Origin of the sequence: Shinella daejeonensis (assembly GCF_024281235.1) — a bacterium.
Lineage (GTDB): Bacteria > Pseudomonadota > Alphaproteobacteria > Rhizobiales > Rhizobiaceae > Shinella > Shinella daejeonensis.
The window spans coordinates 238,020-258,761 of sequence record NZ_JAHWXY010000004.1; the positions used below are offsets into that span (position 1 = coordinate 238,020).

General features: G+C 65.1%; 17 protein-coding genes. 5 read left to right on the forward strand and 12 right to left on the reverse strand.

The genetic code is table 11. The annotated features are described in order from the left end of the window. The first annotated feature begins 29 nt into the window (after window positions 1-29). The 3 genes from secA (at window position 30) to KYK29_RS13880 (ending at window position 5,555) form a co-directional block, all read left to right on the forward strand. Window positions 30-2,720: a preprotein translocase subunit SecA gene (secA, locus tag KYK29_RS13870; protein ID WP_254691497.1), complete on the forward strand. Its 2,691-nt coding sequence runs from the start codon at window positions 30-32 to the stop codon at window positions 2,718-2,720. A gap of 169 nt (window positions 2,721-2,889) precedes the next feature. After that, window positions 2,890-4,284, forward strand: coding sequence for a lipopolysaccharide biosynthesis protein (locus tag KYK29_RS13875; protein ID WP_254691498.1), 1,395 nt, complete (start codon window positions 2,890-2,892; stop codon window positions 4,282-4,284). Next, window positions 4,281-5,555 carry a GNAT family N-acetyltransferase gene (locus tag KYK29_RS13880; RefSeq protein WP_254691499.1) on the forward strand — a complete coding sequence of 425 codons (1,275 nt, stop codon included), beginning with the start codon at window positions 4,281-4,283 and terminating at the stop codon, window positions 5,553-5,555. The genes KYK29_RS13875 and KYK29_RS13880 overlap by 4 nt, the downstream gene beginning before the upstream one ends. Window positions 5,556-5,569: 14 nt before the next feature. Here the strand turns inward: KYK29_RS13880 and KYK29_RS13885 are convergent, their stop codons facing one another. Together KYK29_RS13885 and KYK29_RS13890 are read right to left on the reverse strand one after the other, a co-directional pair. Then, entirely contained in the window at window positions 5,570-7,219 is a 1,650-nt protein-coding gene (locus KYK29_RS13885) for an AMP-binding protein (RefSeq protein ID WP_254691500.1), read from the reverse strand. Between the two features lie 70 nt (window positions 7,220-7,289). Next, entirely contained in the window at window positions 7,290-7,985 is a 696-nt protein-coding gene (locus KYK29_RS13890; protein WP_254691501.1) for a GntR family transcriptional regulator, read from the reverse strand. Between the two features lie 132 nt (window positions 7,986-8,117). Here KYK29_RS13890 and KYK29_RS13895 point away from each other — a divergent pair, with 132 nt between their 5' ends. After that, window positions 8,118-9,467 (forward strand): glutamine synthetase family protein, encoded by a 1,350-nt coding sequence (locus tag KYK29_RS13895; protein WP_254691502.1) that lies wholly within the window; start codon window positions 8,118-8,120, stop codon window positions 9,465-9,467. Beyond that, window positions 9,467-10,774 (forward strand): NAD(P)/FAD-dependent oxidoreductase, encoded by a 1,308-nt coding sequence (locus tag KYK29_RS13900; protein WP_254691503.1) that lies wholly within the window; start codon window positions 9,467-9,469, stop codon window positions 10,772-10,774. Before KYK29_RS13895 ends, KYK29_RS13900 begins: the two co-directional genes overlap by 1 nt. A 51-nt stretch (window positions 10,775-10,825) precedes the next feature. On the opposite strand, the gene purU is transcribed toward KYK29_RS13900, so the two are convergent. From purU to rplU, 10 genes are all read right to left on the reverse strand, one after another. Next, window positions 10,826-11,710, reverse strand: coding sequence for a formyltetrahydrofolate deformylase (gene purU, locus KYK29_RS13905; protein WP_254691504.1), 885 nt, complete (start codon window positions 11,708-11,710; stop codon window positions 10,826-10,828). Between the two features lie 328 nt (window positions 11,711-12,038). Next, window positions 12,039-13,349, reverse strand: a complete 1,311-nt coding sequence (locus KYK29_RS13910; RefSeq protein ID WP_254691505.1) for an alanine racemase — start codon at window positions 13,347-13,349, stop codon at window positions 12,039-12,041. Window positions 13,350-13,485: 136 nt separating this feature from the next. Continuing rightward, on the reverse strand, window positions 13,486-14,712 hold the full coding sequence (locus tag KYK29_RS13915) for a TIGR03862 family flavoprotein (RefSeq protein ID WP_254691506.1): 1,227 nt from the start codon (window positions 14,710-14,712) through the stop codon (window positions 13,486-13,488). A 90-nt stretch (window positions 14,713-14,802) separates the two neighbouring features. Next, window positions 14,803-15,852, reverse strand: a complete 1,050-nt coding sequence (locus KYK29_RS13920) for a sulfate/molybdate ABC transporter ATP-binding protein (protein WP_254691507.1) — start codon at window positions 15,850-15,852, stop codon at window positions 14,803-14,805. Window positions 15,853-15,862: 10 nt separating this feature from the next. Beyond that, window positions 15,863-16,729 (reverse strand): sulfate ABC transporter permease subunit CysW, encoded by an 867-nt coding sequence (cysW, locus tag KYK29_RS13925; protein WP_254691508.1) that lies wholly within the window; start codon window positions 16,727-16,729, stop codon window positions 15,863-15,865. Continuing rightward, complete coding sequence (gene cysT / locus KYK29_RS13930) at window positions 16,719-17,582, reverse strand: sulfate ABC transporter permease subunit CysT (protein WP_254691509.1); 864 nt, start codon at window positions 17,580-17,582, stop codon at window positions 16,719-16,721. The genes cysW and cysT overlap by 11 nt, the downstream gene beginning before the upstream one ends. 4 nt (window positions 17,583-17,586) lie before the next feature. Further along, window positions 17,587-18,612 (reverse strand): sulfate ABC transporter substrate-binding protein, encoded by a 1,026-nt coding sequence (locus tag KYK29_RS13935; RefSeq protein WP_254691510.1) that lies wholly within the window; start codon window positions 18,610-18,612, stop codon window positions 17,587-17,589. A 384-nt stretch (window positions 18,613-18,996) separates the two neighbouring features. Further along, window positions 18,997-19,629 (reverse strand): GNAT family N-acetyltransferase, encoded by a 633-nt coding sequence (locus KYK29_RS13940; protein ID WP_254691511.1) that lies wholly within the window; start codon window positions 19,627-19,629, stop codon window positions 18,997-18,999. A 128-nt stretch (window positions 19,630-19,757) separates the two neighbouring features. Continuing rightward, window positions 19,758-20,027 carry a 50S ribosomal protein L27 gene (rpmA, locus tag KYK29_RS13945; RefSeq protein ID WP_254691512.1) on the reverse strand — a complete coding sequence of 90 codons (270 nt, stop codon included), beginning with the start codon at window positions 20,025-20,027 and terminating at the stop codon, window positions 19,758-19,760. A 27-nt stretch (window positions 20,028-20,054) separates the two neighbouring features. Next, a complete protein-coding gene (gene rplU / locus KYK29_RS13950; protein ID WP_254691513.1) occupies window positions 20,055-20,426 on the reverse strand; it encodes a 50S ribosomal protein L21 in 372 nt (123 codons plus the stop codon). Between the last annotated feature and the right edge of the window lie 316 nt (window positions 20,427-20,742).

Sequence of the window (20,742 nt, forward strand, 5' to 3'; positions counted from 1 at the left end):
GGAGCCCCACGAAAGAAAGGACCATCGCGATGGTCAGCCTTGGCGGTCTCGCCCGCAAATTGTTCGGCTCCTCCAACGAACGCCGTGTCCGTTCCTATCGATCCCGTGTCGAGGCCATCAACGCGCTCGAGCCGCAGATGAAAGCCCTGTCCGACGACGCGCTCGCCGCCAAGACCATAGAGTTCCGCGAGCAGCTTGCCGCCGGCAAGACGCTTGACGACCTGCTGGTGCCGGCGTTTGCGGTGGTGCGCGAGGCGGCGCTGCGCGTGCTCGGCCTGCGTCCCTTCGACGTGCAGCTCATCGGCGGCATGATCCTGCACGAGCGGGCGATCGCCGAGATGAAGACCGGCGAAGGCAAGACGCTGGTCGCCACGCTTCCCGTCTATCTCAACGCGCTCGCCGGCAAGGGCGCGCATGTCGTCACCGTCAACGACTATCTCGCCACGCGCGACAGCGATCTGATGGGCAAGATCTACGGCTTCCTCGGCATGACGACCGGGGTCATCATGCACGGGCTCGACGACGAGGAGCGCCGCGCGGCCTATAACTGCGACATCACTTATGCCACCAACAACGAACTCGGTTTCGACTATCTGCGCGACAATATGAAATACGAGCGCGGCCAGATGGTCCAGCGCGGTCATTTCTTCGCCATCGTCGACGAGGTCGACTCGATCCTGGTGGATGAGGCGCGCACGCCCCTCATCATTTCCGGCCCGCTCGACGACCGCTCCGACCTGTACACCCGGGTCGACGCCTTCATCCCGATGCTGGACGAGGCCGATTACGAGATCGACGAGAAGCAGCGTTCCGCCAACTTCTCGGAAGTGGGTACGGAAAAACTGGAAAACCTCTTGCGCGAGGCGGGCCTGCTCAAGGGGGAATCGCTTTATGACGTGGAGAACGTCGCGATCGTCCACCACATCAACAACGCGCTGAAGGCGCACAAGCTGTTCTCCCGGGACAAGGATTATATCGTCCGTGACGACGAGATCGTCATCATCGACGAATTCACCGGCCGCATGATGCCGGGCCGGCGCTATTCCGAAGGCCAGCACCAGGCGCTCGAGGCCAAGGAGAAGGTCACGATCCAGCCGGAAAACCAGACGCTGGCCTCGATCACCTTCCAGAATTATTTCCGCATGTACGAAAAGCTCGGCGGCATGACCGGCACGGCGGCGACGGAAGCGGAGGAGTTCGGCAATATCTACGGCCTCGACGTCGTGGAGGTCCCGACCAATCTGCCGATCCAGCGCCTCGATGAAGACGACGAGGTCTACCGGACGGTCGAGGAGAAATTCACGGCGATCATCGCCGAGATCAAGGAAGCCAAGGCCAAGGGTCAGCCGGTTCTGGTCGGCACGACGTCGATCGAGAAATCCGAATATCTCGCCGAGCGGCTGAAGATGTCGGGCTTCAAGGGCTTTCAGGTGCTGAACGCCCGCTATCACGAGCAGGAAGCCTATATCGTCTCGCAGGCCGGCGTTCCCGGCGCCGTCACCATCGCCACCAATATGGCCGGCCGCGGCACCGACATCCAGCTTGGCGGCAACCTCGATATGCGCCTCGACCGCGAACTGGCCGAGATGGAGCCGGGGCCGGAGCGCGACGCAAGGCGCGAGGCGATCGTCGCCGAGGTGAAGACGCTCAAGGAACAGGCGCTCGCCGCCGGGGGTCTTTACGTTCTGGCCACCGAACGCCATGAAAGCCGGCGTATCGACAACCAGCTTCGCGGCCGCTCCGGCCGCCAGGGCGACCCGGGCCGCTCCAAGTTCTTCCTGTCGCTGCAGGACGACCTGATGCGGATCTTCGGCTCCGACCGGATGGAGTCGATGTTGCAGAAGCTCGGCCTGAAGGAAGGCGAGGCGATCGTCCATCCCTGGATCAACAAGGCGGTGGAGCGCGCGCAGAAGAAGGTCGAGGCCCGCAACTTCGACATCCGCAAGAACCTGCTCAAATATGACGATGTGCTGAACGACCAGCGCAAGGTGATCTTCGAGCAGCGCATCGAACTGATGGACGCCGAAAACCTGACCGACGTCGTGGAGGACATGCGCCAGGACGTGGTCGAAAACCTGGTCCGGCTCCATATCCCGGAACACGCCTATGCCGAGCAGTGGGACGTCGACGGCCTCAAGAAAGGCGTGCTGGAGCAACTCAACCTCGACCTGCCCATCGACGAATGGGCGGCGGAAGAGGGGCTTGACGAAAAGGATATCCTCGAACGCCTCCAAAAGGCGACGGACGAGGCGGCTGCTGCCCGCGCCGAGCGTTTCGGTCCCGAGATCATGACCTATGTCGAGCGTTCCGTGCTGCTTCAGACGCTCGATCACCTGTGGCGCGAGCATATCGTCAATCTCGACCATCTGCGCTCGGTCATCGGCTTCCGCGGCTACGCCCAGCGCGACCCGCTTCAGGAATACAAGTCCGAGGCCTTCGAGCTGTTCCAGGCGCTGCTCGCCAACATGCGCCAGACCGTCACGGCCCAGCTCATGCGCGTCGAGCTCGTGCGGCAGGCTGCGGAAAGCTCCTCGCCCGATCTGCCGGCCATGGAGGGTCATCACGTCGATGGTACCACCGGCGAGGACGATTTCGGCGCGCCGCAGACGCGCGATCCCGATACGCCCTCCACCTGGGGCCGCGTCGCCCGCAACGAGCCCTGCCCCTGCGGCTCGGGCAAAAAATACAAGCATTGCCACGGCGCCTTCGAGCAGGCCTGACTTTTCTCAAACCTCCCGGCAATGCCGCCTTCGGGCGGCATTTTCGCGTGGTCTTCCTGGGGGCCGGTCTCACGCTTTGTTAACCGTGACCTGACAAGAGTGGGCTCCTCGAGTTCTGCGTTGCGTACGGGTATCAGTGTTGATTGCGGTCCTTCAGTCGGCGGAGAAATTGCTGCCATCCGCTCTGCGTGCGAAAGCGCAGGGTGCGTTGGGCCGGGTCGCGGCTGCCATCGGCGGGGACGATCCGCAGGCCCTCGTGCAGCGCATGGCGCTCATCGCCTTCGCCATCCGTGTCGCCAGCGCCGCGATCGCCTTCGTCTCGCAGATCGTGCTCGCCCGCACCATGGGCGAATTCGAATACGGCATCTTCGTCTTCGTCTGGGCGCTGGTGGTGATCTTCGGCGATCTGTCCTGTCTCGGCTTCCAGACCACGGTGATCCGCTTCCTGCCTGATTATGCAGGCCGTGCGGCCTATCCGGAAATCCGCGGCCTCACCGCGACCGCGCGGGTCTTCGCCATCCTGTCGTCCACCCTGCTGGCGCTGACCGGCGGGCTCTGGCTCTGGTTCCTTGCCGATTCGATCGCCTCCTACTACGTGATCCCGCTCTTCCTCGGTTTTTTCTGCATGCCGATGATCGCGCTTGGCGACGTTCTGGAAGGCACCGCACGCGCCCATGGCTGGGCCGTCGTGGCGCTGAGCCCGACCTATATCGTGCGGCCGCTGCTCATTCTCGCCTTCATGCTGGCCGCCATCGCCTGGGGCGCGCCGCATACCGCCCTGACCGCCATGGTCGCGGCCCTCGCGGCGACCTATGTCACGACGGTCGGCCAGTTCCTCAATGTCGTGCGGCGGCTCGGCCGGCGCTATCTGGCCGGTCCCAGCCGGCTGGAATTCTCTCTCTGGCTGAAGGCGGCGCTGCCGATCTTCCTGGTCGAAGGCTTCGGCTTCCTTCTGACCAATTCCGACGTCATCGTCGTCGGCTTCTTCCTCGACCCGGAAAGCGTGGCGGTCTATTTCGCGGCGGCCAAGACGATGGCGCTGGTGCATTTCGTGACCTTCTCGGTCAAGGCGGCCGCCGCCCCGCGTTTTGCCGCCCTGTTTTCCGAGGGCGACCGGCCGGCGCTGGCGCGTTTTGCCGGCGAGACGGCGCGCTGGAGCTTCTGGCCGTCGCTGGCGCTGGGCCTTGCCGTCCTTGCCGCCGGCCATATGCTGCTGTCGCTGTTCGGCCCCGCCTTCACCGCCGGCTACAGCCTCATGGCCATCCTGTTTGCCGGCATCATCGCCAAGGCGCTGGTGGGGCCGGGAGAGACGCTGCTCATCATGGTCGGTCAACAGAGGCTGTGCGTGGTCGTCTATGCCGCAGCGCTTGCCGTCAATATCGGCTTCAACGTCACGCTCATCCCGATTTTCGGCCTGACGGGCGCGGCCGCCGCCACCGCCGGCGCAATGGTGGTCGAAGCCATCCTGCTGCACATCGCCGTGCGGCGCAAACTCTCGATCGTGCTCTTCGCCTTCGCCAACCCGCGACAGGGGCACGCGCAGCAACGGAACGCGATACCATGACCGACAGCCACGGCCTCGACCACGCTTTCGCCGGGGGACGCGCCCATTCCGCCATCCCGGTCGCGCCGCAGCCGCCGCCGCTGGCGCCGGCCGATGCGCAGATCTCCGTCGGTCGGCCGGGGCGCTCGCTCGCCCTCTATCCGGCGGCGGCCGGCTACGACCTGCAACAGGAACTGGATTTCCTGTCCAACCGTGCGATGGAGCCGAACGTCTTCTTCACCGGCCGTTTCCTGGCTCCCGCCATGCCGCGCCTCGAAGACAGGACCGTGCGTCTTTCGGTGCTGCGCGACGAGGGCGGGGGGCGCAGCCGCATCCGCTTCCTCATGCCGTTCTCGGTCGAAAAGCCGGGCTTTTCCATCGGCTCCAGCATCCTGCGCGGCTGGTCCAATCCGTTCGGGCCGCTCGGCACGCCGCTGGTCGACGTGGAGGACGCCGCCGAAACGCTGGACAACGTGCTGGATGCGGTCGCCGCCCCGGCCTTGCGGCTGCCGCAGGTGCTGGTGCTGCCGGATCTCCGGCTCGACGGCCCGTTCGCACGGCTGATGCGCGCGGTGGCGATCGGACGCAACCTGCCGCTCACCGTGACGGACACCTATCGCCGGCCGATGCTGGAAAGCCTGCTCGACGGAGAAACCTATCTGCGCCGGGCGATCTCGCCGGCTCACTTCCGCGAGCTGCGCCGTCAGTGGCGCAAGCTCGACCGGCTCGGCGCGCTGCGTTACAACGTCTCCCGCCAGCCCTCGGAAATCCGGCTGCGCATGGAGGAGTTCCTGCTGCTGGAGGCCGCCGGCTGGAAGGGGCGCGCGCGCTCGGCGATGATCAACGATCGCTATCGCGCCGCCTTCGCCCGTGAGGCGGTGACCAATCTCGCCGAGATGGACGGGGTGCGGATTCACACGCTCGACCTCGACGGCCGCGCCATCGCCTCGATGATTGTCTTCATGATGGGCGGCGAGGCCTACACCTGGAAGACGGCCTATGATGAGGCCTACGCCGCCTATTCGCCGGGCAAGCTTCTGGTCGCGGAACTGACGGAATGGCACCTCGACGACGCGAATATCTCCCGTTCCGATTCCTGCGCCGTGCCGGACCACCCGATCATGAGCCGCTTCTGGGAGGAGCGCGAGGACATGGGCACGCTGGTCATCGGGCTCCAGCAAAACCGCGACCGCGAGGTGCGGCAGGTGGGAGCCCAGCTTCACCTTTATCGCAACACCCGCAATGTCGCGCGGCGGCTGCGCGAGCGTATCCGCTCGCTGGCGCGGCGCTGAGCAGGACGGGCGTCCTACGCGGAGGCGGCGAGCGTCGCCTCCCGCGCCGCCTCGCTGCGCAGCAGGTGACGGATGACCTTGCCGGAGGTCGTCAGCGGCAAGGCGTCGATAAAGGCCACCTCGCGCGGATATTCGTGCATCGAAAGGCGTGATTTCACCCATTCGCGGATATCGGCGGCCAGTTCCTCCGATGCGGAAAAGCCCGGCCGCAGAACGATATAGGCCTTGACGATCTCGGTGCGCAGCGGATCCGGCTTGCCGACGGCGGCGGCAAGCTCAACGGCGGGATGCGCGGCCAGGCAATCCTCGATCTCGCCCGGCCCGATACGATAGCCGGAGGAGGTGATGACATCGTCGTTGCGGCCGAAGAAGGTGACGTAGCCTTCCTCGTCCATGCGGGCGAGATCGCCGGTCGTCATCCAGTCGCCGACGAATTTCTCCGCCGTCGCCCTTTCGGCGTTCCAGTAGCCGAGGAACATTACCGGATCGGGCCGCCGGACGGCCAGTTGCCCCACCGTTCCGGGCGGCAACGCGCGTCCCGCGCCGTCGATGATCGCCACCTCATGGCCCGGCACCGGCCGGCCGATCGGCCCCGGCCGGGAAACCCCGAGCCTGCCGATGGAGCCGAGGACCATGTTGCATTCGGTCTGGCCGTAGAATTCGTTGACGGTGACGCCGAGCGCGTCGCGCACCCATTCCCAGGTCTCGCGGCCGAGCGATTCGCCGGCCGAGCCGATGGTGCGCAGGTTCAGACGGTATTTCCCGCGCGGGTTTTCCACCGTCTTCATCAGCCGCAGCGCCGTCGGCGGAATGAAGGCGTTGCGCACCTGCATCGCCTGCATGATCCGATAGGCCATTTCGGGATCGAACTTCTGCGCGGGGGAGGAAACCACCGGCACGCCGAGAAGAAGAGCCGGCAGCAGCACGTTGAGCAGGCCGCCGGCCCAGGCCCAGTCCGAAGGCGTCCAGATGCGGTCTCCGGGCTGCGGCAGGAATTCGTTGTACATCTGGAAGCCCGGAACATGGCCGAGCAGCACGCGGTGGCCGTGCAGGGCGCCCTTGGGCGGCCCGGTCGTGCCGGAGGTATAGATCATCATCGCCGGATCGTCCGGCCCGCTGTCGATGGCTTCGAACGACCCCGCATGCGCCGCCTCCAGTGCGGCGAAGGAGGAGACCGCCGGATCGTCGACGGGATCGGTGGAGATGACGAGATCGAGACCCGGCAGGTCCGTGCGGATGGAACGCAGTCGCTCCAGGCCGAATGTGTTCGTCACGATGGCGCGTGCGCCGGAGTCGAGAAGCCTGAAGCGCAGTGCGTCCGCGCCGAAGAGGAGCGCCAGCGGCAGCGCGATGGCTCCGAGCTTGTAGATGGCGACATGGGCGATAACGGTCTCGAAGCCCTGCGGCAGCAGGATCGCCACCCGGTCGCCGGGCTTGACGCCGGTTGCGGCAAGCGCCCGCGCGAAAGCATCGGAGCGGGCGGCAAGTGCGCCATAGGTCAGCGAAAGCGCGGGGGCCTCCGGCAGGAAATGCTGGAGGCAGGCCCGGTCCGGCTCCTGCGCCGCCCAGGCGTTCGAAACCGCCGTGCCGATATTGAAGCGTGCCGGGATCTGCCAGCGGAAGTCCCGGTAAAGCGCCTCATAGCTGCTGGTCTCGACGAGCATCCGTCCCATCGCTCCGGTTTTGCTGCGCCGCACATAGCATTTTACGCCGCCGTGCGCCAAGCCGGATGCGCTATTGTCCCGCCAGCCGCAGCAGGTTTTCGATCGCCGAGCGTTCGAGGCCGCCGATGCCTTCGCAGATATCGGCGTTGATCGCCGCGGCCACCGCATCCTCGTCCCGCTTGCGCAGGGCGGCGATGGCTTCCTGGTGGCGGTCGACGAAATAAAGCTGCGCCACATGTTCCATGGCGATGCCGAGGACCGGGCCGAGTTGCAGCCATGCGCTCTCCACCATCGGCATGACGACCTGCTCGGGGTTGGCGGTATAAAGCATGCGATGGAATTCCTGGTTCAGAAGCAGGGCCGTCGTATTGTCCTTGCGGGCGATCGCCTCGTCCTGGGCCCGGTCGATTTCCACCAGCTTGTCGATCCGGCGCTCGGTGATGAAGGGCACGGCGCGCCGCGCCGCATGCTGTTCCAGAAGGCCGCGCAGCGAAATCAGCTCGCTGAAACGGTCGGCCGTCATGCGCGGCACCATGATGCGGCGATTGTCGAGCACGCGCAGCGCCCCTTCGGAACTCAGCCGTCGCAGCGCCTCGCGAACCGGGGTCGGGCTCGATTCCATCGCCTCCGCGATGCCGCGGATCGTCAGGGATTCACCCGGCCGGATCGAGCCGACCATGATCGCCTGGCGCAGCCGCCGATGCGCATACTCATGGGTCGTCATGCCTTCCGGCCGGTCCAGCGGCTCCAGCGCCAAGGTGCCCAATCCAATCCTCCTGCGGCCCTGCCGGCCAATTCATGTGCCAATCTTCGGCTTTTAGCAGCTTGACCGTCGACAAGAAAGTGTGCATATCCTAGAAATGTGATCACAAAAATACTTATGTGATATGGAAAAACAATGGTTTTGAACGAAGTTTCCAGCTGGCTGGCCAACGCGGAAGGCGTGGAAAGCATCCAGGCGGTCGTCTGCGACCTGAACGGCATCCTGCGCGGCAAGCGCGTTCCGGTCGGACAGGTCGAAAAGGTCCTGAAGGGCGGGATCCGCATGCCGCTTTCCATCGCCGGCGTCGATGTCTGGGGAGAGGATATCATCGGTTCGAGCCATGTCTTCGCCAGCGGCGATATCGACGGCGTCTGTAGCCCGACGGGGCGCGGCATCCTGCCGATCAACTGGACGCTGAAGCCATCGGCCGTCGTGCCGCTCTGGCTGTTCAAGGAAAACGGCGAGCCGTTCCTTGCCGATCCGCGTCAGGCGCTTGCCGAGATCGTGCGCCAGTATCGCGAACTCGGGCTGCGCCCGGTCGTCGCGTCCGAAATGGAATTCTACCTCATCGACGCCGAGCCGGATCATGCGGAGCCGCCGATCTCGCCCTACACGGGAAAACGGCTCGATTCCGACGCCATTCTCTCGATCGACGAACTCGACGACTTCGGCGAATTCTTTTCCGACGTTTACGCCGAATGCGAACGGCAGGACGTCCCGGCCGATTCCGCCGTCGCGGAAAACGGCATCGGCCAGTTCGAAATCAACCTGATGCATTGCGACGATCCGCTGAAGGCGGCCGACGATGCGCTCTATTTCAAGCGCATCATCAAGGGCGTCGCCCGCAAGCACGGCTTCGCCGCCACCTTCATGGCCAAGCCCTACGGCCTGCGCTCGGGTAGCGGCATGCACATGCATTTCAGCCTGATCGACGAAGACGGCCGCAACGTCTTCGACGACGGTACGGCGGAAGGATCCGACATCATGCGCCACGCCGTGGCCGGCATGATGCGCGGCATGGCGGAATCCACCCTGCTTTTCGCCCCGCACTACAATTCCTACCGGCGGCTGCGGCCCGACACGCACGCTCCGACCTCGATTTCCTGGGGGTATGAGAATCGCACGGCGGCTATCCGCATTCCGGGCGGCAGCCACAAGGCCCGCCGCATCGAGCATCGTGTCCCCGGCGCCGATTCCAACCCCTATCTGGCGATGGCCGCCATGCTCGGCGCAGCGCTGGTCGGCATCCGCAATGCCTGGGAGCCGCCCGCGCCCGTCTCGGGCCGCGCCTATCTCTCGGAGCTGCCGCGCATCCCGAGCGAATGGGGCTCCGCCGTCACCCTGTTCGAAAACGGCCCGATCATCTCGGAGATCTTCCACCCCGACCTGCGGTCGATGCTGATCGCCTGCAAGCGGCAGGAGATCGCGGGCTTCGCCGAACAGGTCACGGATTTCGAATTCAGCGCCTATCTGGAAATCGTCTAATGGCTCGTAACGCATCCTATGCCGGAAACGGCGCCTATCCCGACAGCTATTATGCCGCCTCGCGCAACATCGTCCGCACTCCGAAAGTGCTGGAAGGCGCGACGACGGCGGATATCGCGGTGCTGGGCGCCGGCTATTCCGGTCTTTCCACGGCCATCCATCTGGCCGAGAAGGGCTACAAGGTCGCCCTGATCGAGGGCGCCGGCATCGGCTGGGGCGCATCGGGGCGCAACGGCGGCCAGATCGTCAACGGCCTCAACGCCAGCCTCGACACCATCCGGCGTCGCTACGGCGACGCGGCGGGCGCCTTCGTCGGCGGTCTGGTGCAGGAAGGCGGCAAGATCATCCGCCGCCTCGTCTCGCAATATGCCATCGACTGCGATCTCAAGGACGGCAATATCTATGCCGCCTATACGCCCGCCCATATGAAGGAGCTGGAGCACAAGAAGGCGCTGTGGAAGAGCTACGGCATGGACGACCACCAGATGCTCGACAAGGCGGCCATCCGCAAGCTCGTCGACACCGACGCCTATCTCGGCGGCATGCTGGACACCACCGGCGGCCACATGCATCCGCTCAATCTCACGCTCGGCGAGGCCCGGGCGCTGGAAACGCTCGGTGGCGTCATCTACGAACAGTCGCCGGTCATCCGCGTCGAGCACGAGGCGGAAAAACCCGTCATCCATACCGCCCGGGGCAGCGTGACGGCCAATGTCGCCGTGCTCTGCGGGAATGCCTATCTCGGCCATGTGGTGCCGAAACTCGTCTCGCGCGTCATGCCGGTGTCGACCCAGATGATCGCCACGGAACCGCTCGGGGCCGAACGCGCCGACGCATTGATCCCCTCCGACATGTGCGTCGAGGACGTGCGCTACATTCTCGATTATTTCCGGCTTTCGGCCGACAAGCGCATGATCTTCGGGGGCGGCACCGTCTATGGCGGCACCGATCCGGCAGACGTGCGCGCCAAGCTTCGCCCGAACCTCGAAAAGGTCTTTCCGTCGCTGAAGGGCGTGAAGATCGATTATGCCTGGAGCGGCAATTTCGCGCTCTCCTTCTCGCGCGTGCCGCAGATGGGCAAGATCGGCAAGAACACCTATTTCGCCCATGGCTACAGCGGCCACGGCGTCACCGGCTCGCATCTCTTCGGCAAAATCCTGAGCGAGGCGATCGATGGCGATCTTTCCCGTTTCAGCCAGTTCGAGAAACTGCCCTGGATCCCCTTCCCGGGCGGGCGGATGTTCCGCGCGCAATATTCCACCATCGGTTCCTGGTGGTATCAGTTCAAGGACGCCTTCGGCCTTTAAGGCCGCATCCCCGATACAGGAAGGCCGGCATGATCGCCGGCCTTCGTCGTTTCAGCCCATGCGTTCGGACTTGTAGGTTCCCGGGCTCGGCGGGAAGACGATGGTCTTGTTGCCGTTCATGAAGACGCGGTGGTGGATATGGGCGTGCACCGCGCGGGCCAGCACCTGGCTCTCCACGTCGCGGCCGATCGAGACATAGTCATCCGCCGATTGCGCATGGGTGATGCGCGCGACGTCCTGCTCGATGATCGGACCCTCGTCGAGGTCCTCCGTCACATAATGCGCCGTCGCGCCGATCAGCTTCACGCCGCGCTCGAAGGCCTGCTTGTAGGGGTTCGCGCCCTTGAACGACGGCAGGAAGGAGTGGTGGATGTTGATGATCCGCCCCGACATCTTCTTGCAGACCGCATCCGACAGCACCTGCATGTAGCGGGCGAGCACGATGAGGTCCGCGCCGGACTGCTCCACGACGTCCATCAGCCGGGCCTCGGCCTGCGGCTTGTTTTCTTTCGTCACCTTGATGTGGTGGAAGGGGATGTCGTGGTTGACGATGACCTTCTGGTAATCGAAATGGTTGGAGACGACGCCGACGATATCGATCGGCAGCGCCCCGATCTTCCAGCGGTAGAGCAGGTCGTTGAGGCAGTGGCCGAAGCGCGAGACCATGAGCAGCACCTTCATGCGCTCGCTGCTGTTGTGGAACTGCCAGGTCATCCCGAACGTCTTGGCGACCGGTGCAAAGCCCGCCGTCAGATCCTCCTCCGTCGCGCCCTCCTGGCTGACGAAGGTCAGGCGCATGAAGAACAGGCCGGTCTCCAGATCGTCGAACTGGGAACTGTCATGGATGTTGCAACCCTTTTCGGCGAGGAAGCCGGTGATTGCGGCGACGATGCCGCGGGTCGATTTGCAGGATACGGTCAGCACATAGCTCGTCATCGATCTTTGTCTCGCGTTCGGCCGGTGCGTGTTCACACGCCGGCGATCCCCTTGTTCTTGCCGCCGCAGGACTGCGACATGGCGCATATCTCAGGCCGCTTGCCTTCGCGCAAGCCCCTGCAATGGTCAGAAGCTACGATGCCGTATTCAAGCAGACATTCCGGTTCGCGACATGGAATGCATGGAAAATGCCAAGCCCCTGAAGTTCTGGTCGATTGCGCCGGCCAGCCGGCCGCCACGCCCGTCTCTTCCTGAAAGCCCGCCGGGCCGAATCTTGCACGGATGCGAGGCGTGTCGTGGCGGAGACGGTGGTGCGGGAGGCTCGTTTTCAGCCGAAGCTGGTAAGGTGGGCCGTCGTGACCGTATGGTCGGGATCGAGCCCGTAGAGAATGGCGTGGCGGTCGAGGCAGGTGCAGGGATGCGAGATGCCGAACTCGACCACGTCGCCGATATCCGGCTCATGGCCGGCCACCACCGCGACGAAGGCGTGCTGGTCGTTGAGGCGCAGAACGCGGGCACCGATCAGATCGTCCAGGCGCGTCCCATCGCGATAAAGCGCGAGCGGGCGGGGCAGATCCTGATCCATCGCCACATCGCGCATGCCCATGCCGCAGATCGCCAGCCCCGGCTCGGGGCGCGACAGCACTTCCGCCCAGACGCGCAAAGCCGGCCGGAAGGCGGCCGCTGCCGAAACTGTGCGGCCGTCCACCACGAAGCCGTCGCGTGCGTCGAGACCGGCAAGCCCCCGCTCGTAGATACCGTGATCGTGGAAGAAGATCGCGCCGCTGCGCAAGACCAGCCGGCAGGCGGGATCGGCAGCGACGGCGGCGGCAAGCCCGCGCACGACCGCATCGAAAAACACCGAGCCGCCCGCCGTGACGACAAGCGGGCGATCCGCCCCGACGCGGGCGCGCGCCACCGGCAGAAAATCCGCCGTCATCGCCATCAGATCGTCGATGCGGCGCATCGTCTCCACCGGATCGGCCGTGGCGGCGGCGCCCTCATAGGCGGCCAGGCCGGCCAGCCGGAAGGTCGCCGTCTCGGCGGCCAGCACCGCGTCGAGCACCGCACCGGCTGCCTGCGGCGAGCGTGCGCCCGAGCGGCCCGCGCCGAGTTCCACCAGAAGCTTGAGCGGCGGCAGGTCGGACCGCTCGCTCCAGGCCCGGCCGAGAGCTTCGACGAGAGCGACGGAATCGACGAAGATGAAAAGCTCCGCATCGCCATGGCCGGACATCAGGCCGGCCAGCCGGCGCGCGGCGGCGAGCCCGCCGATCTCGTTGCCAAGGATCAGTCGCCGCTGGCCGGCCTTCAGCAGCACGCTGGCCTGCCGGATGTCGGCGACGGTCGTGCCCCAGGCGCCGGCCGCCACGAGTTCATCGGCAAGATCGGTCGCCATCGGGGTCTTGGCATGGGGCGCGATCTCGATGCCATGGCTTTTCACATAGGTCATCATCGCGGCGATATTGCCGGCGAAGGCCTGCCGGTCGAGCGAGATCAGGGGCAGCGCCATGCGGCCGTCATAGGGTTTCCAGCCCTGCCGGCCGATTGCCCGAAGCGGCAGCGGCGCGTGACCCGGCGGAAAGCCACGGATCCGATCGTCGATCACCCTCTCTTCAGCGTCGATATGCAGGTCGGACATGGTGTTCTCCAGTGGTTTGCGTCGGATCGTCGAGATCGAGGCGACAGGCAGGGTTGGCGGTGGCGGGAAACGCGCGGCATCGCCGTCGGGTGAGCCGGTGAGGCGGCCCGGAAGGTGGCACGGACCTTTCTGAACGTCATGCCTTTCTTGTCCCGCGCCGTTCTAGCCACCCGTCGATGCCGCGGGCGGCCGCCCGTCCGGTCGCCAGGCAGGCGGTCAGCAGATAGCCGCCGGTCGGCGCTTCCCAGTCGATCATTTCGCCGGCGACGAAGACACCGGGCAGAGCCTTGAGCATGTAGTGCTCGTCGATGGCTGCAAAACCTATGCCGCCCGCCGTGGAGATGGCTTCGGCGATGGGGCGCGGCCGGCGAAGCGCCAGCGGCAGCGCCTTGACCAGTGCGGCCAATGCCTCCGGTCCAAGGCCCGGCGTGTCGGGGCGGCTTTCGCGCAGGAGCGCGGTCTTGACCGGGTCGAGCCCCGCGCCCTTGCGCATCCGGTTGGAGAAGCTCGCCCTGGCGTTCTGGCGGGCGAGATCGCGGGCAAGCCGGGTGGCCGATCGTCCCGGGGCAAGATCGAGGACAAGCGTCGCCGCTTGCTCCCGGTCCAGCCTGTCGCGCAGCGAAGCCGAATGGGCGTAGATCAGGCTGCCTTCGACACCGTGCGCCGAAATGACGAATTCGCCCGGCACCGACACGCCCGTCGATCGCGCCGTCACCCCCTTGAGCGGTGCGCCGGCGAAGCGTTCGCGAAAGAGCGGGCTCCAGTCGACATCGAAGCCGCAGTTGGCGGGGCGAAAGGGCGCGATGTCGACGCCCTTGTCCGCAAGCAGGCCGGTCCATCGGGCATCTGAGCCGAGTTTCGGCCAACTGGCCCCGCCGAGCGCCAGAAGCACGGCGTCGAAGGCGAAGGCGCGGGTACCCTCGGGTGTCTCGACGGCGATCCCCTCGCCGGTGAACCCGGTCCAGCGATGGCGGGTGCGGATATCGACGCCCTGCGCGGCAAGGCGCGCGCGCCAGGCGCGCAGCAGCGGCGAGGCCTTCATGGCGGTCGGAAAGACACGGCCGGAACTGCCGACGAATGTTTCGCTGCCAAGTCCATCCGCCCAGGCGCGCAGATCGTCGGGGGTGAAGGCGTCGAGCGCACGCAGGAGACGCGGATCCGCCGTTTCGAACCGGGTGACGAAGCGCGCATAGGGCTCGGAATGGGTGAGGTTCAGGCCGGACTTGCCGGCCAGAAGGAATTTCCGGCCGACCGTCGGCATGGCCTCCAGCAGCGTCACCGCATGGCCATGCGCCGAGAGAACCTCCGCCGCCATCAGGCCGGCAGGTCCGCCGCCGACAATTCCGATCCGTCGTCCGTTCATCCGCTTTCCCGTGCTGTCGGCCAAGGCCGATCGAACGGTTCCCCTCCCGTTTTCCCGTCGGTCTGTCAAGCGGCAAGGGGAGGGGGCGGCTCAGGCGGCGTGGGGAAAGATCTTCCAGCGGGTCGGCCGGAACCGGAGGGAAGCGCCGGTGCGCACCGTCGTTGCGAGCGGAATCTCGATTTCGACATGGTGGGGCGCGCCGGGCGGGCCGATATCGAGATCTGCGATACGGGTTCCGGCAAGGCGGCGGCAGGCGGAAAGCCGTCCCTCCAGCGCCGGCTCGCCGGGCGGGGGAAGCACCACGTCCTGCGGCCGGAAGAACAGCGTTCCCGCGTCGATGTCGCCGGTCGACGGCGTAATGCCGATCGCCTCGCCCCGGAAGCGGATCGTCTCGCCTTCGACCGTCACCGGCAGGCTGGCGCTGTCGCCGATGAAGGAAAAGACGAAGGGGGAATTCGGCCGGTCGTAGACGTCGTCCGAGGATCCCACCTGTTCGATCTGTCCCTGACTCATGACCACCACCCGGTCGGCAAGCTCCAGCGCTTCCTCCTGGTCGTGGGTCACGAAGACGGTGGTGTGCCCGGTGCGGTCGTGGAAATCGCGCAGCCAGCGCCGCAGTTCCTTGCGGACCTTGGCGTCGAGCGCGCCGAACGGCTCGTCGAGCAGCAGCACTTTGGGTTCGATCGCCATGGCCCGGGCCAGCGCCACGCGCTGGCGCTGGCCGCCGGACAATTGGTTCGGATAGCGCTTTTCCAGCCCCGACAGGTGCACCATTTCGAGCAGATCGGCGACCCGGCGGCGGATTTCGGCCTTCTGCGGCCGCAGCCCGCGTGGCCGCACCGTCAGGCCGAAGGCGATGTTTTCCGCCACTGTCATGTGGCGGAACAGGGCGTAATGCTGGAATACGAAACCGATATTCCGCTCCTGCACCGTCTTCAGCGAGGCGTCGTCGGCGCCGAAGAAGATGTTGCCGGCCGTCGGCTGCTCGAGACCGGCGATCAGTCGCAACAGCGTCGTCTTGCCGGAACCGGACGGCCCGAGCAGGGCGATCAGTTCGCCCGAGCGGATGGAAAGCGAAACGTCGTTGAGCGCCGGATAGCGATCGAATTCCTTGCGGAGGCTGGAAACCCTGACGTCCATGGGGGACCTTTCAATGTTTGCGACCGGCGGCGATCTCTGCGCCGTAGTGAAATTCCAGAAGCGTCTTGACGAGAAGAGTCACCAGCGCCAGCGCCGCCAGCAGCGAGGCGACGGCGAAAGCTGCGACGAAATTATATTCGTTGTAGAGGATCTCCACATGGAGCGGCATCGTGTTGGTGAGGCCGCGGATATGGCCGGAAACCACCGAGACCGCGCCGAATTCGCCCATCGCACGCGCATTGCAGAGCAGGACGCCGTAGAGCAGCCCCCATTTGATATTGGGGAGCGTGACATGGCGGAATGTCTGCCAGCCGCTTGCACCGAGCGAAAGCGCGGCCTCCTCGTCGCCGTTTCCCTGTTCCTGCATCAGCGGGATCAGTTCGCGCGCGACGAAGGGGAAGGTGACGAAGACAGTGGCGAGCACGATGCCGGGCACCGCGAAGAGGATCTCGATCCCGTAGCTCCTGAGCCAGGGGCCGAGCAGGCTGCCGGAGCCGAACAGCAGCACGTAGACGAGGCCGGAAATGACCGGCGAGACCGAGAAGGGAAGGTCGATCAGCGTCGTCAGGAACGCCTTGCCCTTGAATTCGAACTTTGCGATGGCCCAGGCCGCCGCCACGCCGAACACCAGATTGAGCGGCACCGCGATGGCCGCGACGAGAAGCGTCAGCCGGATCGCCGCGATGGTGTCCGGATCGCCGAAGGCGGCGAGGAACTCTCCAGCCCCCTTGCGGAAGGCCTCGATGAAGACCGCGGCAAGCGGCAGCAGCAGGAAAAGCGCCAGAAACAGGAAGGCGATCGCCATCAGCGCGTAGCGGGCGAAAGGCGCTTCCGTGGTCGGCGGGCGCAGGCGTCTTGTTGCAGGATCATGCGCCATGACCGTACCTCCTGCGGCTCCAGGTCTGGATCAGATTGATGACGAGCAGCATGGCGAAGGAGATGCACAACATGATCGTGGCGATCGCCGTCGCAGCGGCATAGTTGAATTCCTCCAGCCGGATGACGATGAGCAGCGGCGCGATCTCCGACACATAGGGAATATTGCCTGCGATGAAGATGACGGAGCCGTATTCGCCGACGCCGCGGGCGAAGGAAAGCGCAAAGCCCGTCAGGATCGCCGGTGCGAGGCCGGGCAGCAGGATCCGCCCTATCGTCTGGAGGCGGTTCGCCCCCAGCGTCGCGGCGGCCTCCTCGACCTCCCGGTCGAGTTCCTCCATCACCGGCTGCACGGTGCGCACCACGAAGGGCAGGCCGATGAAGACCAGCGCGATCACGATGCCCGTCGGGTTGAAGGCGGCCTTGATGCCGGCAAGACCGAGGATGTGGCCGATCCAGCCGTTTGGCGCGTAGAGCGCGGCCAGCGATATGCCGGCGACCGCCGTCGGCAGCGCGAAGGGAAGATCCACGAGCGCATCGACGATGCGTCGGCCGGGAAAATCGTAACGCACGATGACCCAGGTGACGACGCAGCCGAAGACGACATTGATGAGGGCGGCGGCCAGCGCCGTTCCGAAGCTGATCTTCAGCGCGTTGAGCGTCCGGGGATCGGCAAGGATGGCGAGGAATTCGGGCGCACTCAGCGAGGCCGTGCGCCAGACGAGACCCGACAGCGGGATCAGGATGATCAGCGTCAGATAGGCGAGTGAAAAGCCAAGCGTCAGCCCGAAGCCCGGAAGGACGCTTGGCGTCTTCAGCCGCCATCGCGGCGAAGAGGCGGAAAACCCGTTCAAGTGGTCAGTTCCCCGGCCGGTAGATCTGGTCGAAGACCCCGCCGTCGCCGAAGTGTTCGGGCTGCGCTTTGGCCCAGCCGCCGAAGATCGGATCGTCGATCGTCACCAGTTTGATGTCGGGAAGCGTGGTCAGCAGGTCGGGTTCAACCAGTTCCGGTTTCGACGGCCGGTAGAAATGCCGCGCGGCGATGGTCTGGCCTTCTGCGGAATAGAGATACTCCAGATAGGCTTCCGCCTGCTTGCGCGTGCCCTTGGCGTCAACATTGCCGTCGACCACGGCGACCGGCGGTTCGGCAAGGATGGAGATCGGTGGTGCAACGATGTCGAAAGCATCCGCGCCGAACTCCGCGCCGGCCAGATAGGCCTCGTTTTCCCAGGCGAGCAGAACGTCGCCGATCTCGCGCTGCGCGAATGTGGTGAGCGCGCCGCGCGCACCCGTGTCGAGCACCGGCGCCCGCTTGAAGAGTTCGGCGATATAGATCCGGATCTTCTCCTGATCGCCGCCGAATTCCTCATTGGCCCAGGCCCAGGCGGCCAGATAGTTCCAGCGTGCGCCGCCCGAGGTCTTCGGATTGGGCGTCACGATCTGCACGTCGCCCTTCACCAGATCGCCCCAGTCGTGAATGCCCTTGGGATTGCCCTTGCGCACCAGAAAGACGATGGTCGAAGTATAGGGCGCGGAATTGTTCGGTAGCCGGCCGCGCCAGTCGGCGGCGATCTTGCCGGACTTCTCGGCGATGGCGTTGATATCGCTTTCGAGCGCCAGCGTCACCACGTCCGCCTCCAGCCCGTCGATCACCGCGCGGGCCTGCTTGCCGGAGCCACCGTGCGATTGCTGGATGGCCACGTCCTCTCCGGTCTCAGCCTTCCAGTGCCGCGCAAAGGCTTCGTTATAGTCCTTGTAGAGTTCGCGCGTCGGGTCGTAGGAAACGTTGAGGAGCGTCGTCCGGGCGAAGGCGGGGGCAAGCCCGCCCAGCGCCAGCCCCGCCCCAAGAACGAACGTTCCGAGATATTTCGAAATCCCTGCCATGTCGGCCTCCCTCGTTTCGAGGAGGAAAAGCTATCAATTTAATAGACTATGTCAACAATAAGCGATCGTTTGAAAAACTTGTTCCCCCGCGGCTGGCGGGAACGCAAAGCTTCCGCCGGAAAATCCATATGGCAAGAAAAGCCGTGTCTGCGCCGTCGCGTCATGGAGACAAATTCTTCCGGCCGGACCGGGGCCTTTTGATGCCGGAAAGCGGAAAAGGCCCCGGATAGGCGGGATCCGGAGCGTTCGGGAGCATTTCCAGCCGAAGCGGGATCGCTTCCGCGTCGGATAACGCGGTAGGACACTATATGGGAGCGATCCCGGTGAGCCGGATTTCACCGGGATCGCTCTGGCCGCCGGTTTCCGCCGGGCGGCTGGCGCGGCTCAGCGCATCTCGCCCCAGTTCTTCAGCGAGACCCATGTCTTGCGGTCGAGACGGTACCATTCCACCGGAACGGTGCTGCCGACGGCCCGGCTCTGCATCATGCCGGTCGCCTGGAACTGGAAACCGCATTTCTGGATGACACGGCGCGAGGGAAGGTTGGTGACCCGGCAGCAGGCGTCGATCTGATCGACGTCGCGTGTGCGGAACACCATGTCGATCAGCACATGGGCCGCTTCGGTGGCATAGCCCTCATTCCAGAACGGCTCGCCCAGCCAATAGCCCAGTTCGACCGTGCGGGCGTCTTCCTGCGTCTCGATCCCGCAGCAGCCGAGAAAAGCGCCATTGTCGGCTTTCGTGATCGCATAGACGCACTTGCCCATCTCGCCGGCGTTGCTCCGTCGCACGAAGTCGGCGGCATCCGCGGCCGTATAGGGATGCGGCATGCGGGCCACCATATTGGCGATTCCGGCGTTGTTGGCGAGATGGGCAAGGGCGTCGATGTCGTCTTCGTGCGGCGGGCGCAGGACAAGCCGCCGGGACAATAGTATCGGGCAGTCGGTTCTCGACCGGACGGCGCCCGGCCTTTGCCGGAAAGACCGCGGCCGGTCCTCCCTGGTGATGTCACGTTGCATGGTTCGTTCCTCCGGAAATGGAAATGGGGAGACAAGGACTGGCCTCATCTCCCCATTTTTCCGTCAGGTCGGAACCTGCAACGCCAGCCGGGTCGATGAGACACCGGCTGTTTTAGAGCGCTGCCGGCTTATTCCGCTGCTTCCGCTTTCGGCATCACGGACACGTAGACGCGACCGTTGGCCTTCGTACGGAAATTCACATTGCCGGCTGTCAGGGCAAAAATCGTATGATCCTTGCCAAGGCCGACATTGGTGCCGGGGTGCCACTGCGTACCGCGCTGACGCACGATGATGTTGCCCGCGATGACGGCTTCGCCGCCGAACTTCTTCACGCCGAGGCGCTTGGACTCGGAATCGCGACCGTTGCGCGAGGAGCCGCCAGCTTTTTTGTGTGCCATGGGAGTTCTCCTTTACCTGTCCTGATCTTATTCGGCTGCTTCGGCAGCGGCTTCCGGCTTCTTCGAAGCCTTCTTGGCCTTGCCGCCGGCGGCTGCGATGTCGACGATGCGGACGATCGTGTGATGCTGGCGATGGCCGCGCGAACGCTTGGAATTCTGGCGACGGCGCTTCTTGAAGGCGATGACCTTCTTGCCGCGGCCGTGTTCGACGACTTCCGCGCTTACGACGGCGCCCTCGACGAAGGGCGCGCCGATCGTGGCGTCGGCGCCGACGCCGACCATCAGCACTTCGGTGAATTCGATCTTGTCGCCAGCTTCGCCGGACAGTTTCTCAACCGTCAGGACATCGTTGGCGGCCACGCGGTACTGCTTACCGCCGGTCTTGATGACTGCGAACATTCTTTATTCCTTTCATGTTCGGTTCGGCTCTTTGCGCGCAGGCAAGGCCGTCTTTTTACCAGTCGTTACGGGAGCGATGCGCAAGGGCGCCGCCGGTTCGAAGGCGTTTGCACCGGGCGGAAGGCACGTCGCAAAGCCGGGCGGATGGAACAGGCCCACGCCACCATGCCGCGCGCAATAGGCGAGACGCGCATCCCTGTCAAGTCTGCTGCCGGAAAGCTGCCGCCAGGCAATGCATTTTCCGTTCCCCACCCCTTGCCAGCCGACCCGGCACCCGCTATGTACCGCCCGCGCTTTCGAAGCGCCGACCGACGAT

What these genes read in the sequence shown, in the direction of transcription:
- cysW (WP_254691508.1), bottom strand. Translation starts at nt 16,729, where the DNA reads ATGGCGCATGATCCTGCAACAAGACGCCTGCGCCCGCCGACCACGGAA.
- rpmA (WP_254691512.1), bottom strand. Translation starts at nt 20,027, where the DNA reads ATGGCACACAAAAAAGCTGGCGGCTCCTCGCGCAACGGTCGCGATTCC.
- KYK29_RS13895 (WP_254691502.1), top strand. Translation starts at nt 8,118, where the DNA reads ATGGTTTTGAACGAAGTTTCCAGCTGGCTGGCCAACGCGGAAGGCGTG.
- secA (WP_254691497.1), top strand. Translation starts at nt 30, where the DNA reads ATGGTCAGCCTTGGCGGTCTCGCCCGCAAATTGTTCGGCTCCTCCAAC.
- KYK29_RS13900 (WP_254691503.1), top strand. Translation starts at nt 9,467, where the DNA reads ATGGCTCGTAACGCATCCTATGCCGGAAACGGCGCCTATCCCGACAGC.
- KYK29_RS13920 (WP_254691507.1), bottom strand. Translation starts at nt 15,852, where the DNA reads ATGGACGTCAGGGTTTCCAGCCTCCGCAAGGAATTCGATCGCTATCCG.
- KYK29_RS13910 (WP_254691505.1), bottom strand. Translation starts at nt 13,349, where the DNA reads ATGTCCGACCTGCATATCGACGCTGAAGAGAGGGTGATCGACGATCGG.
- purU (WP_254691504.1), bottom strand. Translation starts at nt 11,710, where the DNA reads ATGACGAGCTATGTGCTGACCGTATCCTGCAAATCGACCCGCGGCATC.
- KYK29_RS13915 (WP_254691506.1), bottom strand. Translation starts at nt 14,712, where the DNA reads ATGAACGGACGACGGATCGGAATTGTCGGCGGCGGACCTGCCGGCCTG.
- KYK29_RS13940 (WP_254691511.1), bottom strand. Translation starts at nt 19,629, where the DNA reads ATGCAACGTGACATCACCAGGGAGGACCGGCCGCGGTCTTTCCGGCAA.
- KYK29_RS13885 (WP_254691500.1), bottom strand. Translation starts at nt 7,219, where the DNA reads ATGCTCGTCGAGACCAGCAGCTATGAGGCGCTTTACCGGGACTTCCGC.
- KYK29_RS13880 (WP_254691499.1), top strand. Translation starts at nt 4,281, where the DNA reads ATGACCGACAGCCACGGCCTCGACCACGCTTTCGCCGGGGGACGCGCC.
- KYK29_RS13935 (WP_254691510.1), bottom strand. Translation starts at nt 18,612, where the DNA reads ATGGCAGGGATTTCGAAATATCTCGGAACGTTCGTTCTTGGGGCGGGG.
- rplU (WP_254691513.1), bottom strand. Translation starts at nt 20,426, where the DNA reads ATGTTCGCAGTCATCAAGACCGGCGGTAAGCAGTACCGCGTGGCCGCC.